This window comes from Tenacibaculum ovolyticum DSM 18103 (assembly GCF_000430545.1).
Taxonomy (GTDB): Bacteria; Bacteroidota; Bacteroidia; order Flavobacteriales; family Flavobacteriaceae; genus Polaribacter; species Polaribacter ovolyticus.
The window spans coordinates 40,944-57,897 of the sequence record NZ_AUMF01000019.1; the positions used below are offsets into that span (position 1 = coordinate 40,944).

The window sequence follows — 16,954 nt, forward strand, 5'->3', positions numbered from 1 at the left end:
AAAAAACACTCAATAAATATTGAGTGTTTTTCTATTTTGTAACTTGTTCTCTACAATCAAACTAATTATAATGAAAAGACTATTTTCAATCCTATTTTTACTAGTCACTACAATCCTATTCTCTCAAGAATTTTCTATGGATATGGTAAAAAACATGAAACCAAGAAATATTGGCCCTGGCGGAATGAGCGGAAGAGTTACAACAATAGATGTTGTACAATCTAATCCAGATATAATGTACGTTGGTACAGCTTCTGGTGGAATATGGAAATCTACCTCTGGTGGAATTAAATGGAAACCTATTTTTGAGAAAGAATTAACTGCCTCGATTGGTGCAATTGCTATTCAACAATCAAACCCAAGTGTTATTTGGGCAGGAACAGGAGAAGGAAATCCTAGAAATAGTTTAAATGGTGGTTTTGGTATCTATAAATCATTAGATGGTGGTAAAACTTGGAAAGCTATGGGATTAGAAAAAACACGTCATATTCATCGTGTAATAATAGACCCTACAACCCCTAATATAGTATACGTTGCTGCTATAGGCTCACCATGGGGAGAGCATAAAGAACGTGGTGTTTATAAAACTACAGATGGTGGTAAAACTTGGAAACAAATTTTATACAACAACATAAAAACAGGTGCTGCAGATTTAATTATGGATCCTTCAAATCCCAATAAGTTAATTGCAACCATGTGGGAACATAAACGTGATCCTTGGTTTTTTAAATCTGGAGGAAAAGGAAGTGGTATGTACATTACTTATGATGGTGGTGAGAACTGGAAAAAAATTACACAAGAAGAAGGTTTTCCTAAAGGAGAATTAGGAAGAATTGGTGTTGCTATATCACGTTCAAATCCTGATGTTATTTATGCTTTAGTTGAAGCAACTAAAAATGCTCTGTATAAAAGTGAAGATGGTGGTTTTAAATGGAAAAAAATAAATGATAAGCCAGGTATCGGAAATCGTCCTTTCTATTATTCAGAAATCTATGTAGATCCACAAAATGAAAATAGATTATATACCGTTTTCACTTACATAAATGTGTCGCAAGATGGCGGAAAATCATTTAAACAATTAATGCCTGCTTATGGTGTAGACAATGGTGTACATCCTGATCATCATGCTTGGTGGATACATCCAACAAACGGAAAATTTATGATTGATGGTAATGATGGTGGTTTAAACATTACCAAAGACGGCGGAAAAACATGGCGTTTTATAGGTAACCTTCCCGTTGCTCAGTTTTATCATATAAATGTTGACAACGAATATCCATATAACGTATATGGAGGAATGCAAGATAATGGCTCGTGGCGTGGCCCTGCATATGTATGGAAAACACAAGGAATTAGAAATTCATATTGGCAAGAAATTAGCTTTGGTGATGGTTTTGACGTTGTTCCCGATAAAGATGATTCTCGTTATGGTTGGACGATGAGTCAACAAGGATTTGTTTCACGTTATGATTATAAAACAGGAAACAACTACACAGTACGTCCTACACATTCAGACCCAAAAATAGCACTACGTTTTAATTGGAATGCTGCTATTAATATTGATCCCTTTGATAACTCAACCCTCTACTTCGGTAGTCAATTTGTACATAAATCTACAGACAAAGGATTAACATGGAGTGTAATTTCACCAGACTTATCAACCAATAATCCAGAAAAATTAAAACAAGCTGAAAGTGGTGGTTTAACTATGGATGCTACTGGTGCCGAAAACCATTGTACTGTTTTAGTTGTAGAACCTTCTTCTCTTGAAAAAGACATGCTATGGGCTGCTACTGATGACGGACAAGTACATATTACTAAAAATGGTGGTGCAACTTGGGTAAACGTTTCTAAAAATATAAAAGACTTACCTGAAAACAGTTGGATTACTCAAATTAAAGCATCTAATAAAAATAAAGGAGAAGCTTTATTAGTTGCAAATGATTATCGTCGTTTTAATTATACTCCTTATGCCTACAGAACAAAAAACTATGGAAAAACATGGGAACGTATTGTAAACAAAAATGATGTACAAAGTTATGTCTTATGTATTGTTGAAGACCCAAAAAATAAAAACTTACTTTTTTTAGGTACTGATGATGGTTTATACATTTCTATTAACGCTGGTAATAAATGGACGAAGTGGACAGAAGGCTTCCCTACTGTTCCTGTAAAAGATTTGGTAATTCACCCAAGAGAAAACGATTTAATAATAGGTACTTTTGGAAGAGCTGCTTGGGTTTTAGATGATATTCGTCCACTAAGAGCAATTGCAAATAACAATGTAACTAGTGAAAAATTAAAATTATTTACTCCCCCAACCGCTTATCAAGCGGCAACACAACAACCAACAGGCAGTAGGTTTGGTGCTGATGCAATATATCAGGGAGAAAACAGAAAACGAGGGGCTATTATTTCTTATTACATTAACAAGCCTAATAAAATTGATAAAAAAGAAACAAAAAAGAAGAAGAATGTTGATACTAGTACCCCTATAGAAAACAAAATTAAATACGACTCAATAAAGCTAGAAATTTTTGATGGAGTAAGACAAATTAGAACATTAAAATTTAAAGCTCCAAAAGAAAATGGGATACACAAAACAACTTGGTATTTAAGAGAAAAAGGTGTTGCTAGAGCTTCAAGAAAAATAAGAAAGCAAACCAGAGAACCTGGTGGTGTATCTGTTAAACCTGGAGTTTATAAATTAAGAATGACATTTGGTGCTATTGTTTCTGAACAAAACATAAATGTTGAATTTGATCCACGTTTGCAAATTTCTAAAGAGGCTATCAATCAAAAATATGAAGCTAATAAACAACTTGAAACCTATCAAGAAAAAATGGCTAATGTTGTAAAACAGCTAGTTGAAAGCAAAAACACAGCGAGCTCTTTAAAATCTAAATTAGCGAAAGAAGACAAGGAAAAATATAAAAAAGAAATAGAATCATCTAAAGAAATTATTAAAAAAATAGATAAACTAATTGCCTTATATTTAGGAGAAATTGACAAACGTCAAGGAATTACACGCAATGCAACAGTAACTATAAATCAACGTTTAGGGAGTGCTAGATGGTATGCAGGTAGTAGATTTGGAGAACAAACAACTACTGAAAAACAACTAATCAATCAGTTTAAAAATTCTTTAGAAGAAGGCTTAAAGAAAACGAACACCTTTTTTAATAAAGATTGGTTAACTTATAAAAAATCGGTTGAAAATATAAATATTTCACCTTTTAAAGAAACTGCAATATTCTCTTTAAAGTAAATTATTTATTTTTGAATACTAGTATAACACCAAAATCTCTTACTGAAAAGTAGGAGATTTTAATATTAAAACAACTGCAAACATGAAAAAAAGTATTTTTATATTATTTGTATTATTCTCTTTAAAAAACATTGCACAGAGTAATCCACAAAACGAATTAGGGGCTTGGTATATGTATAACGGGTCGCATCAACTTTCTAATAAAATAAGTTTAAAAACAATGGCTCATTTTCGCTTTTTTGAAATTGGTGATGATATGCAGCAATTTATTGGTAGATTAGGAGGTAACTATAAAATAAATAATAATTTAAGTGCTACTTTGGGGTACTCCTTTTTAAATACAGATGCTAGTTTTAATAGTAACGGTGGTGAAATAAATGAGCATCGTGTTTATGAAGATTTTAATATAAAACATAAAATGAATTCTTTAGGGTTCGCGCATCGTTTTAGAGCTGAGCAACGTTTTTTTAACTCAACTACAGCACATTTATTACGCTATCAAATAGCTTTAAGTTATCCTTTAAATAACAAATGGTCTACCTATTTATATAATGAAGTGTTTTTTGATCTTGATGGAGAAGCATTTAATCAAAACTGGCTTGGAGCAGGCTTTAAATACAATGTAAATAAAAAAATAAAACTTAAAGCAGGCTATCAAAAAATAAGTACTAACGGTGGAGGTAATTTTAATAGAATACTTTTAGGTATTGCTATTAATACAGACCATCGTAAAAAGAAATAAAAAGCTATTTTAGCAAAAAACTAATTTAAAGATGACTGCACCCACTTTTACTAATGATGCAATAGTATTTGGAATTCTAATGTTTTCACTAGGACTTGTATTTTACACAGAATCTAAAACTTCAGGGTTTTGGCCTAAGTTTTATAAGATTGTTCCAGGAGTTCTAATGTGTTATTTAATTCCTTCTGTTTTTAATTCTTTAGGACTAATTTCTGCTGACAAAACGCAAACTTATTTTATAGCTAGTAGATATTTTTTACCAGCTTCATTAGTATTAATGACTTTAAGTATTGATTTAAAAGCAATTTTCAATTTAGGACCAAAAGCATTAATTATGTTTTTTACCGGAACTGTAGGTATAATTATTGGAGGACCGATTGCTATATTATTAATTTCTATTGTATCTCCAGAAACAGTTGGTGGTGCTGGTTTTGATGCCGTTTGGAGAGGTTTATCAACACTTGCCGGAAGTTGGATTGGTGGAGGAGCAAATCAAGCTGCTATGCTTGAAATTTATCAATACAACCCTGCTAATTATGGTAAAATGGTATTAGTAGATATTGTTGTTGGTAATATTTGGATGGCTATTCTATTAATTGGTATTGGAAAAAACAACAAGATAAACAAGTGGTTAAATGCAGATACAACTGCTATAGAAAAACTAAAAAGTAGAGTTTCAAAATTTACCGAAAACATAACTCGTGTTCCATCACTAACAGATATAATAATTATATTATCTATAGCTTTTAGTGCTGTTGGAATTGCTCATTTTGGAGCTGATAATATATCAAGTTATTTAACCTCAAACTTTGCTGCTGTTGCTGATAAAACATCTTCTTTATCATCTTTTTCTTCAAAATTCTTTTGGATGGTTACTATAGCTACTCTTATTGGAATTTTGTTATCATTTACTAAAGTTAAAAATTATGAAGGTGCAGGAGCAAGTAAAATTGGTAGTGTTTTTATTTATATTTTAGTTGCTACGATTGGTATGAAAATGGATTTAACAACTATTTTTGATAACCCAGGTTTATTAATAATTGGTGTTATTTGGATGGGTATTCATGCTGGTTTACTAATATTAGTTGCCAAATTAATAAAAGCACCCTATTTTTTCTTAGCCGTTGGTAGTCAAGCAAACGTAGGAGCTGCCGCTTCTGCACCTGTTGTTGCAGCTGCTTTTCACCCATCTTTAGCTACAGTAGGGGTGTTATTAGCCGTTTTCGGTTATGTTGTTGGTACATATGGAGCAATTTTGTGTACAATTTTAATGGAATTATCCGCAACCTTATAAGAGAATTCTGCATATTTGCAACTCCAAATTTATAATCACATGAAAAAATTTATTACCATTTTTGTTTTTGCCGTTATCGCTTTCGCATGTTCTTCTAAAAAAGAAGGAAACATGATTGTTAAAGGTCAAATTAAAGGACTTAAAAAAGGTACTTTATATCTTCAAAAAATGAAAGATACAGTATTAGTTTCTGTTGATTCTATGGCGTTATTGGGTGATGACAAATTTACATTGTCAGATAATATTGAATCTCCTGTAATGTACTACATAACTTTTGATGAAAACACAAGAGACAAACGTTTAATGTTTTTTGGTGAAAAAGGTGAAATAACTATTAATGATAAATTAGAAGAATTTGGCTTTAGTCCAAAAATAAAAGGTTCTAAGAATCAAGAAGTGATGAATAAATTTCGTGACATTGATCGTAAATTTAAAGAGCAAAATTTAGATTTTATTAAACAAGATTTAGAAGCACGCCAAGCTAAAGACGAAGAACTTATAAACAGAATAGCTTTAGACTATAAAAAAATGGTTCGTCGTCGTTTCTTATTTTCTACAAATTTTGCCATTGCTCATGCTGATAGTGAAGCTGCGCCTTACATTGCTTTAACAGAATTATTTAATGCAAATATTAAATTATTAGATACTATTAATAGTAGCTTATCTAAAAACGTTAAAAGTTCAGACTATGGTAAAAAGTTCCAAAATTTTATAACAAAAATTAAAACTAAAGAGGGTAAATAAAACCCACTTAAATATTTTTAAAAAAAACTTAGAATTAATTCTAAGTTTTTTTTTGTTTAAATTTGAAAAAAAAGAATCATGAAAATTAAACTTTCTTTCTTACTATTTACACTTACCATTTTTTCTTATGGACAGCAAAAGGCTGTCTCTAGAGACTGGACTTCATTTGTTCAAACAATTGATATCAATTCAAATTCAAAAAAGAAATTTAAATTAATCGCAAACCTAAAAGTTAAGCCTAACGATAGTAAAGCATGGGCAGGTATATGGGTTAGGATTGATACCAAAGATGGTGAACCTGGTTTTTTTGATAATATGAGCGACAGAAAAGTAAAAATTAATCAGTGGAAAGAATATACAATTGAAGGTGAGATTGGAAAAAATTCAAAATCTTTAAGTTTTGGAGGTTTATGCTTATATAATGGTGAATTTTTATTTGATAATTTTAAATTACTTATTGAAGGTGATAATGGTAAATTTCAAAAATTAAATATCTCTAATAATGATTTTGAAAGCGATATAATAAATAACGTAATTGAAAATTGGAATGAAGCCATTATTAGTAATAAAACTGTTAGAGTTAAAGAATACTCATTAACAACTAGTAATGATAGTTTTTCAGGAAAAAAATCTCTTCTAATTTCTGGTAGAGGTATAAAAGTTCCTGAACAAGAAGATGGTAAAATAGGGAAGGAAAATGCTGAGAATCCGGAAATTGAAAGTATGATTTCTATGTTAGAAGATTTAAAAGCTAGAGTTGAAAGAATTGTAAAAGACTTACCACAAGAACACGTAGATCATTTACATGATGTTAAAGCAAATCGAATTGGAGCCTTAATAATGCATTTAGCTGCTGCTGAAGCCTATTATCAAAAATATACTTTTAATAAAACTCTTGTTAACAAAACAAATGAAAATATTTGGGATGCGGGAATGAATTTAGAGACTAAAGGTAGAGATGTTTTACAAGGAAAACCAATTAGCTATTATTTAAAAATTTATAATAATGTTAGACAAAAAACTATTGAAGAGCTAAGAAAGAAGGATGATAAATGGTTTAAAAGTGTTAATCCTGGAAAAGGAATTTCAAATCAATATGCTTGGTTTCATGTAATGGAACATCAATCGAGTCATTTAGGTCAAATTTTGTTTTTAAAAAAGAGACTACCTGAACTAAAAAAGAAAGTGAAAATAAAAGGAGTTGTTAAACACTAAATAAAAAACTCGATACTAATGTTAGTATCGAGTTTTTTGTTTTGCAATCTTTTATTTAATTTTAAATGAAAGTATTGGTAATTCACTGTGATTTGCAATATCTTCAGCAATACTACCTTCAAAGAAATGAGAAATCCCTTTTCTTCCATGAGTCGCTACTGCAACAATATCTGCTTTACTTTTATTAGCAAAATATAGTACTCCTTGCTCTACAGTATAATCAAAGACTATTTTCACTTCATTTACTTTACTAATATCCTCATTTGTTTTGTTAAAAAAGGAAACCATCTTTTCTTCTACTTCTTTAGAGCTACTAAATTTAGCAGAAGGTGTATTAACATATACCAATTGTATATCACAACCTAATTTTCCGAAAAAAGTTTTAGCTTTCAAATAAGGAGCAACATCATCATCAGAAAAATCGCATGCAAAAACAACTTTCTCTATTTCTTTAGTAATCGGCTTATCTTTAATAACCAATACAGGTACATTTGCATGACGTATTACTCTTTCTGTATTAGAACCAATAAACATTTCTTTGAGTCCGCTAGTACCTTTAGATCCCATAATAATAAAATCTACACCTTCTTCTTTAGCTAACTCATCTAGTTCACTAAATATCTTAAAATGCTTAATTATAGGAGTTACTTTTACATCTGATAAATATTCCTTCTGTAAAAAAGCGTTAATTTTTTTCTCTGCTAATTTTAAGTAAAAGAAAGCCTCTTCACTTGAAGAAGTGTCTGATTGGGTAATTACTGCGTTTGAAAGTTCAAGCATATGAACTACAATGATTTCTGCATTGTTTTTTTTTGCTATAAAAGCAGCTGTTTGTAATGCATTTTCTGAATAAATTGAAAAATCTACAGGGACTATAATTTTTTTCATAAGATTATAATTTTGGTTTAACTTCTAATCTAAGTTACTTAAAATAGGGCTTATAAAGTATGACTTTTATCATCCTTAATTTTTTAATGACACCCTTCTATAGAATCTACAAAGTTTTTAACTGGTAATGGAGAAACATAGGGTATTCCTAATCCTAAACCTCTAAGTATAAATAATATTCCGATAAGAACAACTACATACGGAATTGCTTGTTGAATTCTTTTACGTGTTATTCCATTTGTAAAATTACCAAGGTAAACAACGGTTGTCATTAACGGAACTGTACCTAAACCAAAAATAAACATATACAAACTACCTGAAAGTGAATTTGTAGTTGCTAATGCTCCAAAAATGGCCATATATACCAATCCGCAAGGAAGAAAACCGTTTAAAAAACCAATGGTAAAAAAAGTATCATTTCTTTTTTTCTTAAGTTCTTTTCCTAATGAAGATTTTACTTTCATAACCAATCTATTTATTGATTTTGAGAAGTTGTATTTCTGAAAAGTTTTAGGTAATAAGATTACTAGAATCATTGATATTCCAACTATAATTGATAGTTGTTGTTGAAAACCAAAAAAGTAAAATCCTTTTCCTAAGAAACCGAATAACAATCCTATTAAACTATATGTAAATAGTCGTCCTAGATGATAACTCGCAACTTGAAATAACTGCTTTAGTTTATTTGTTCTATCAACAGGCAGCATAAAAGCTATAGGCCCACACATACCAATGCAATGAAAACTACCTAACAAACCTAATATGATTGCAGAAACAAACATTAGTAGTTTATCTCTTTCTCAAATAAATATGCCTTATTTTTGTAGTCCCAAGAAACTATAATGTTCCAACGACCACCTAACAAACGTTTCTCAGGCACGAGCAAATATGTATTGGAAATTGAAATCGGAATTTCAAAATCCAATTGCTTATTAGATGGTCTATATAGGAACACTTTTCCTTTTATATCTTTAGGGTTAAATTCTGTTGGAAAATAGATTTTTAACCCTTCTGATATTCTTTTTATCTTAATATTTTCGTTTAATTCTTTTGCATTTTTTGTTGCATTTATGTTTCCTTGAAATTCTAATTCTTTTTTATAATATTCTTCAGATACTAAATCATGATTATAATTTTCACCTGTACTCATTGATATAACGAAATACATAATAAAACTCATAAATCCTATAATTGCAATTACTATACCCGTGCCCCAGTTTAGTTTCATTTTTATTATTTTTTATGTCAGGTCGAGCGCAGTCGAGACCTATTTTTACTAACCTCTCGCAAACTACGTTTCTATCTTCAAAGTAAAATATTTTTACTTTTCAATAATGTTCGAGGTAACAAAATTATCGATAACTTCTTGGTCCTAAAAAATTAGTTTTAGTGGTTTCTATTAATTTATCTCCACTATAAACACCTATTCTAAGATTTATTTTATCTTTTTTCATTTCAGATTGATGCAACTCTATAAATAATGTTCCTTCAGCTAATCCTTGCTTTGGAACTTCAAAGTCTTGATGTGTTACTGTTTCTATTTTTCCTTTATGAGATAATAGTTTGTAACTAACATCATCAATCTGTTTTGTTGTTTTATTAATTACTTTATAAGTATAAATATTACTTATAATTCCGTTTTCTTTATGTTCATATAATTGTCCTGGTAATCTTAAAATAGTTGCTTCAACATCATTCCTTAAAAATAACATTCCTATTAAAACAGCTATTAAAATTCCTAAGACAGCCGTATAGCCTTTCATTCTAGCTGTAAACTGAAAAGGTGTTTTCTTTTCTATGTTTTCTTCACTTGCAAAACGAATTAATCCTTTAGGAAAACCTACTTTTTCCATAATATGATCACATTCATCAATACAAGCTGTACAGTTTACACATTCTAACTGTGTACCATTTCTAATATCTATACCTGTAGGACAAACATTTACACACTGAAAACAGTCTATACAATCTCCTTTACCTGTTGTTGCTCTATCCTCTTTTTTACTAAACTTAGCCCTTCCCTTTTCACCTTCACCACGTACGTGATCATAAGCTACATTAATTGTTTTATTATCTAATAAAACTCCTTGTAACCTACCATAAGGACAAGCAATAATACATACTTGTTCTCTAAACCAAGCAAATATGAAATAGAAAACTCCTGTAAATATTAATAATGATATTAAGGTGCTTGTATTATCAAACGGGTTACCTGTTATATAGCTTATAACGGTATCTCCACCAATTAAATAAGCTAAAAACACATTTGCTATTAAAAATGAAATGATAAAGAAGATAAACCACTTTAATAACCTCTTTTTAATCTTTTCTGAATTCCAAGGTTGCTTTTCTAAACGAATTTGCTTTCCTCTATCTCCATCAATCCAATACTCAATTTTTCTAAAAACCATTTCTAAAAATATGGTTTGCGGACAAATCCATCCACAGAAAATCCGACCAAAAACTACGGTAAATAGAATAATAAATACCACGCCTACAATCATTGAAACCACTAACAAATGAAAGTCTTGTGGCCAAAAAGGAAACCCAAAAATATTAAACTTCCGTTTTATAACATTAAATAATAAAAACTGGTTCCCATTTATTTTTATAAACGGAGCAGCTAATAAAATTAACAGCAAAAAATAACTAACGTAAGATCTGTATTTATAAAATCTTCCACTTGGTTTTTTTGGATACACCCAAGCACGTTTACCTTCACTATTTATAGTACCAATACTGTCTCTAAATTGTTCGTTCTCGGGTGTTTCCATTACTAACTATTAAAAAACCTCAATTATTAATTATCTTTTATACTTTTATTCACCTTCATATAATTCTCCTTGCGCAGGCTTCGCTTTTGCTGGTGTGGTACCTTGCATAGACATAATATAACTTGCTACTTTTTGTATATCTTTTGGTTTTAAAGTTTTACCCCAAGCAACCATTCCTTTTCCGTCTCTACCCCCATTTGTAATAGTGGCAAATACATTTTTAATACCACCTCCTAAAAGCCAATATTTATCGGTTAAATTGGGTCCAATTCCTCCACCACCATCGCCAATATGACATGCAGCACAGTTTAATTTATATACAGCTTTTCCTCTTTTTAAATCAGCTTCTGATGTTAAAATTGTTACTGTTTCTGCATCAATAATTGCTTCTTTAGATGTTGATCTGAAAGCGGCTAATTCTTTTTTAGCTTTTGCTACAGATTGCGCATATTCCATATCTTGCGTATACCCATCTAACACTTCAAATCGTACTAAATAAACAACTGCAAAAATTATAGTTCCATAAAACATATATACCCACCATGGCGGTAACGTATTGTCTAATTCTTTAATACCATCATAATTATGATCTAAGATAATTTCTTCTTCTTGCTCTACAGCTTTGGCTTCTGTCCATTTTGTTATTAACTTTTTAGCCCAAGCCCAATGATCTACCTCATCAGGGTTTATTCCTGCTTTAACCATTGCAGTGTCTTCAATTTTCTTAACTCCTAATATGGTAAGAACTTCTTTTGCCAAAATAACCGAACCAAAGGCTATAATACCTAGCCAAACTATTGGATTCTCTAAAACATTAAAAGGTTTTACATAAGAACTAATAGCTTCTGCTAATACAAAAGGTGTTGAAAATGTAAACAAGAATGAAATAACCGATTGAACTCTTGTATAGTTTTTCGGTATTGATTCGTTAGCTTTATTTACAACGGTATTCGATAAAACTTCTTTTAAAAGAATAACTAATCCAAAACCTATTGTAATGTACCAGACTACTGGGTTTTCTAAAAAATTAAAAGGTTCTTTATATGCCTTAAATGCCTCTGCTAAAATAAACGGCATTGAAAAAACAAAAAGAAAAGATACTATTGATTGAATATATTTTTTCATAATAATTTGTTTTAGTCATTTAAAGGTAAATCACTTACCTTGCTTATGTATTCTTTTTTGGCTGTAAACACCCACCAAAATAACACCATAAAAAAGGTAAAGAATATTGTTAGTGAGATCATAGGGTATATTTCTATACCTGTAATACTCTCCATATGGTTTTTTACGAATTTTAACATGAGTTCTAGTTTTTAGTACTTAATTGTTTTTGAACATCTTTTACCTTAATATCTGTACCTAATCTTTGTAAATAAGATATTAAAGCTACAATTTCTCTATCTTTCATTTCTATGAAAGTTTGTCCATTCTCTTCTGCATATTTCTTATCTGAAGCATAATTTTTAGCAAAGTCAGGATCTTGATGTAAATTCTCTTGAATTTTAGCTCCTTGAGCATCCATATTAGCTTGTGCATTTGCTATTTCCTCATCAGTATAAGGTACTCCTAAAGAAACCATTACCTTCATTTTATCTTCTGTAGCACTCTTATCTAATTTACTTCTTACTAACCATTGATACGCAGGCATAATAGAACCTGGTGATGTACTTTGCGGATCATACATGTGATTTAAGTGCCAACTATCAGAATATTTGCTTCCAATTCTATGTAAATCTGGCCCTGTACGTTTAGACCCCCACAAGAACGGATGATCATATACAAATTCTCCTGCTTTAGAATACTCTCCATATCGCTCAACTTCCGATCTAAATGGTCGTACCATTTGAGAGTGACATCCTACACATCCTTCTCTAATATAGATATCACGTCCTTCTAATTCTAAAGGTGAATATGGTTTTACACTAGATATTGTTGGTATATTAGATTTAACTAATAATGTTGGTACAATCTGAACAACACCTCCTATTAAGATTGCTATAGTTGCATAAATTGTTAATTTTATTGGTTTTCTTTCTAACCAAGTATGCCATCCTTCTCCTTTTGTTCTGTTTTTAGAAACTTTTGTTAAAGGTGCTGCTTCTGCTAAATCATCAGTAACATCGGTACCAGATCTTACAGTTCTTATCATATTGTATAGCATTACAAATGCTCCTACAATAAACATACTACCTCCAATAGCACGCATCCAATACATTGGTATAATTTCATTAACAGTTTCTAAGAAATTACCGTATGCTAATGTTCCGTCTGGATTAAATTGTTTCCACATAGAAGCTTGTACAAAACCTGCAACATACATTGGTAATGCATACATTATGATTCCTAAAGTACCAATCCAAAAATGGAAATTAGCTAATGCTGTAGAGTATAATTTTGTTTTAAACATTCTTGGAACCATCCAGTAAATCATACCGAAAGTAAAAAACCCATTCCAAGCTAAAGCACCAACGTGAACGTGTGCAATAATCCAATCACTAAAGTGTGCAATTGCATTTACATTCTTTAAAGATAACATTGGTCCTTCAAAAGTTGCCATACCATAACCTGTAATTGCAACTACAAAGAATTTTAAAACAGGGTCGGTACGAACCTTATCCCAAGCTCCACGAAGTGTTAATAATCCGTTTATCATTCCTCCCCAAGAAGGTGCTAATAACATAATAGAAAATGCTACTCCTAAATTTTGAGCCCAAGTTGGTAATGCAGTATATAATAAGTGGTGAGGTCCTGCCCAGATATAAATAAAAATTAGCGACCAAAAGTGAACGATTGATAATCGATATGAATATACGGGTCTGTTTGCTGCTTTTGGAACAAAGTAATACATTAACCCTAAAAACGGTGTTGTTAAGAAAAATGCTACTGCATTATGCCCATACCACCATTGAACCAAAGCATCTTGCACTCCTGCATATACAGAATAAGACTTTAAAAACCCTACTGGTAAAGCTAAACTATTAAATATATGTAATACTGCAACGGTTACAAAGGTTCCTAAATAAAACCAAATAGCTACATATAAATGGCGTTGTCTTCTTTGAAGAATTGTCCAAATCATGTTTACACCAAAGGCTACCCAAACTAATGCAATTGCAATATCTATGGGCCATTCTAACTCAGCATATTCTTTTGAACTTGTATACCCTAAAGGTAATGTAATTGCAGCTGCAACAATAATTAACTGCCATCCCCAAAAATTAAAATTACTTAAGAAATCACTCGCCATACGTGCTTTAAGCAATCGTTGTAACGAATAATAAACCCCTGCGTAAATTGCATTTCCTACAAAAGCAAAAATTACTGCATTTGTATGTAACGGACGTAAACGACCAAAACTTAACCATGAAATTCCGTCTGTTATATTTGGGAATAAAAACATTAATGCCAACAGTAAACCTACTGAGAAACCTACAATTCCCCATAGTAGTGTGGCGTAAATGAATTTTTTCACGATCTTATTATCGTAATAAAATTGTTGCATTTCCATAATCTAATTGAATTTAATATCTATTGTTAGTTATTGATTTTTGTTTCTTCTTTTACTAATTCGTCATCAAATAGCATACGAACAGATGGCGTATACGAATCATCGTATTGTCCATTTTTTACCGAAACGATAAATGCAATAAAAAAAATAATTGCCACTAATATACTTAGTGTAAGTAGTAAGTAAATAACGCTCATATCTTGCCTGATAATTGTTTTACAAATTTAGTTTTGATGACCTTCTTAAAAAATGACAAATGTCATGTTTTATAGTTTTGTTAAGAAAAACTTAAAGTTAATCATTTTATTTATACCTAAATCGTCATAGAAAATAGCTTTGTTTCTGGCTTGTTTCTATGCAATCGCTTGTCAAATGCCATACAAATATTACGCACATATGGTCTAGCTTCTTCAGGAACTGACAAACTACTCCCGTCAATAGTAACCAATCCGTCATCTATCATTTCACCTAGTTTTTCTAAATGAATTTCTATATTTTCAACTTGTAAATGTGCTTCATCCCACGAAGTGAAAAAGTGACACATAATGTTTAATATATGTTTTCTTATAATTAAATCTTCTTCAGATAAAATATGTCCTCTAAATACCGGAATCTCTCCTTCGTTTACTATTTTTTGATATTCTTTTACTGTTTTTACATTTTGTGCAAAGCCATACCATGAATCTGATATTGATGACATTCCTAAACCAACCATTAACTGGGTTTTATTTGCTGTATATCCCATAAAATTTCGGTGCAATGTTTTTTCTTGAGTTGCTTTATATAAACTGTCTGATTTTAATGCAAAATGATCCATTCCTATTTCTACATAGCCCATTTCAGCAAATAACTCCTTACCTATTTCATACAATTCACGTTTTTCTTCGTTTTTAGGTAAATCTTTTTCATTAAATCCTCGCTGACCAACACCTTTTACCCATGGCACATGTGCATAACTGTAAAATGAAATTCTATCAGGTTGTAATTCTTTTGTTTTATTAATGGTATGAATTACATTTTCTTTTGTTTGAAATGGCAATCCGAAAATTAAATCGTGACTAATAGATGTATACCCTATTTCTCTTGCCCAACGTGTTGCTCTTTCAACATTTTCAAAAGATTGCACTCTATGAATTGCTACTTGTACTTTTTCATTATAATCTTGTACACCATAACTTACACGAGTAAAGCCAACATCAAACAAAGTTTGTAATTGTTCTTTTGTAGTATTATTAGGATGACCTTCAAAACTAAATTCATGATTTGGATGTTTTTTTGCGTTTATAAACAATCCATCAATTAGTTTTTTTAACTGTTCTTTTGAGAAAAAAGTTGGTGTTCCTCCACCTAAATGAATCTCTTTTATAATTGGAGTTTCATCAACCAAATTGGTATATAAATTCCATTCTTTTAAAACTGTATCTATATAATCTTCTTCTACTTCGTGTCGTTTTGTAATATGCTTATGACATGCACAAAACGTACATAAACTCTCACAAAAAGGCAAATGAATATATACACTAATTCCTTCTGAAGAATTACTTTCTATAAACGATTTTTTAAATGTTTCAATCCATTTTTCTTTAGAAAATGTTTCGTTTTCCCAATAAGGAACCGTTGGATAACTAGTATATCTTGGTCCTGGAATATTATATTTTTGTATGAGTGAATTCATTTGTTTATTATTTATATAAAGTTTATCGCAACCAAAACCTTATTAAGTTAATAACCTCTCGATTGTTCTCGAGCTGAAAATAATTAAGTTAATTCTAAAGCAATTTCTATCATTTCTTTAAAAGTATACTCTCTTTCATTTGCTGTCGTTTTTTCTCCTGTTACTAAACTATCTGAAATTGTTAAGATAGCTAATGCATTTACTTTATGTTTTGCTGCTATTGTGTACAATCCATTAGTTTCCATTTCTACACATAACACACCATATTCAGCCCATTTTTTATAACTTTCAAAATCATCAGCATAAAACTCATCTGAACTTAAAACATTTCCTGCTTTTAACGGTATCCCTTTTCTACTTGCTGTTTCTAACGCTTTTTGAAACAGCTTAAAACTTGCTGTTGCCGCATAATCTGCTCCATTAAAGCGAATAGTGTTTAATCCTGAATTTGTAGAGGCTGACATTGCTATAACAATATCACGAATTTTAACTTCTTTTTGGTAAGACCCAGCTGAACCTACACGTATTAAGTTTTTTACTCCGTATTCATTAATCAATTCGTGTACATAAATTAACGTAGATGGAATTCCCATTCCCGTTCCTTGCACAGAAATTTGTTTTCCTCTGTAAGTTCCTGTAAAACCTAACATACCACGAACATCATTATAACAAATAGGATTTTCTAAAAATGTTTCAGCAATCCATTTTGCTCGCATTGGATCTCCTGGTAATAAAACAGTTTCTGCAATTTCTCCTTTTTTTGCGGCTATATGTACACTCATTTTTCCTTTTTTAAACGTTATTTAAAATATAAAACTGGAACAAATTCAGATTAACAAAAAT

The 16,954-nt window shown here is 30.7% G+C and carries 15 protein-coding genes; 5 read left to right on the top strand and 10 right to left on the bottom strand.

Annotation, left to right across the window (positions count from 1 at the left end; all coding sequences use genetic code 11):
• Positions 1 to 70 precede the first annotated feature (70 nt).
• From H518_RS0107440 to H518_RS0107460, 5 genes are all read left to right on the top strand, one after another.
• On the top strand, positions 71 to 3,268 hold the full coding sequence (locus H518_RS0107440) for a VPS10 domain-containing protein (protein WP_028888470.1): 3,198 nt from the start codon (positions 71 to 73) through the stop codon (positions 3,266 to 3,268).
• An 82-nt stretch (positions 3,269 to 3,350) separates the two neighbouring features.
• Entirely contained in the window at positions 3,351 to 4,010 is a 660-nt protein-coding gene (locus H518_RS0107445) for a DUF2490 domain-containing protein (protein WP_028888471.1), read from the top strand.
• 31 nt (positions 4,011 to 4,041) lie between these two features.
• Positions 4,042 to 5,304 (top strand): DUF819 family protein, encoded by a 1,263-nt coding sequence (locus H518_RS0107450; protein ID WP_028888472.1) that lies wholly within the window; start codon positions 4,042 to 4,044, stop codon positions 5,302 to 5,304.
• Positions 5,305 to 5,343: 39 nt separating this feature from the next.
• The gene (locus H518_RS0107455; protein WP_028888473.1) at positions 5,344 to 6,048 is read left to right on the top strand and encodes a DUF4369 domain-containing protein; all 705 of its coding nucleotides are present in this window, start codon (positions 5,344 to 5,346) and stop codon (positions 6,046 to 6,048) included.
• A gap of 78 nt (positions 6,049 to 6,126) precedes the next feature.
• Positions 6,127 to 7,263: a mycothiol transferase gene (locus H518_RS0107460; protein ID WP_051263708.1), complete on the top strand. Its 1,137-nt coding sequence runs from the start codon at positions 6,127 to 6,129 to the stop codon at positions 7,261 to 7,263.
• A 51-nt stretch (positions 7,264 to 7,314) separates the two neighbouring features.
• On the opposite strand, the gene H518_RS0107465 is transcribed toward H518_RS0107460, so the two are convergent.
• From H518_RS0107465 to deoD, 10 genes are all read right to left on the bottom strand, one after another.
• On the bottom strand, positions 7,315 to 8,151 hold the full coding sequence (locus H518_RS0107465; protein WP_028888475.1) for a universal stress protein: 837 nt from the start codon (positions 8,149 to 8,151) through the stop codon (positions 7,315 to 7,317).
• Positions 8,152 to 8,234: 83 nt separating this feature from the next.
• The gene (locus H518_RS0107470; protein ID WP_028888476.1) at positions 8,235 to 8,933 is read right to left on the bottom strand and encodes a sulfite exporter TauE/SafE family protein; all 699 of its coding nucleotides are present in this window, start codon (positions 8,931 to 8,933) and stop codon (positions 8,235 to 8,237) included.
• A complete protein-coding gene (locus H518_RS0107475) occupies positions 8,933 to 9,379 on the bottom strand; it encodes a FixH family protein (protein WP_028888477.1) in 447 nt (148 codons plus the stop codon). Before H518_RS0107475 ends, H518_RS0107470 begins: the two co-directional genes overlap by 1 nt.
• A 124-nt stretch (positions 9,380 to 9,503) precedes the next feature.
• Complete coding sequence (gene ccoG / locus H518_RS0107480) at positions 9,504 to 10,925, bottom strand: cytochrome c oxidase accessory protein CcoG (protein ID WP_028888478.1); 1,422 nt, start codon at positions 10,923 to 10,925, stop codon at positions 9,504 to 9,506.
• 45 nt (positions 10,926 to 10,970) lie between these two features.
• Positions 10,971 to 12,050 carry a cbb3-type cytochrome c oxidase N-terminal domain-containing protein gene (locus H518_RS0107485; RefSeq protein ID WP_231891909.1) on the bottom strand — a complete coding sequence of 360 codons (1,080 nt, stop codon included), beginning with the start codon at positions 12,048 to 12,050 and terminating at the stop codon, positions 10,971 to 10,973.
• An 11-nt stretch (positions 12,051 to 12,061) separates the two neighbouring features.
• Entirely contained in the window at positions 12,062 to 12,229 is a 168-nt protein-coding gene (locus H518_RS20810; protein ID WP_081411167.1) for a cytochrome C oxidase subunit IV, read from the bottom strand.
• A gap of 5 nt (positions 12,230 to 12,234) precedes the next feature.
• Positions 12,235 to 14,436 (bottom strand): cytochrome-c oxidase, cbb3-type subunit I, encoded by a 2,202-nt coding sequence (gene ccoN / locus H518_RS0107490; protein WP_028888480.1) that lies wholly within the window; start codon positions 14,434 to 14,436, stop codon positions 12,235 to 12,237.
• A gap of 26 nt (positions 14,437 to 14,462) precedes the next feature.
• Complete coding sequence (gene ccoS / locus H518_RS20815; RefSeq protein ID WP_064965835.1) at positions 14,463 to 14,633, bottom strand: cbb3-type cytochrome oxidase assembly protein CcoS; 171 nt, start codon at positions 14,631 to 14,633, stop codon at positions 14,463 to 14,465.
• 116 nt (positions 14,634 to 14,749) lie between these two features.
• Positions 14,750 to 16,111: an oxygen-independent coproporphyrinogen III oxidase gene (gene hemN, locus H518_RS0107500; protein ID WP_028888481.1), complete on the bottom strand. Its 1,362-nt coding sequence runs from the start codon at positions 16,109 to 16,111 to the stop codon at positions 14,750 to 14,752.
• Between the two features lie 83 nt (positions 16,112 to 16,194).
• Positions 16,195 to 16,893 (bottom strand): purine-nucleoside phosphorylase, encoded by a 699-nt coding sequence (gene deoD, locus H518_RS0107505; RefSeq protein WP_028888482.1) that lies wholly within the window; start codon positions 16,891 to 16,893, stop codon positions 16,195 to 16,197.
• Between the last annotated feature and the right edge of the window lie 61 nt (positions 16,894 to 16,954).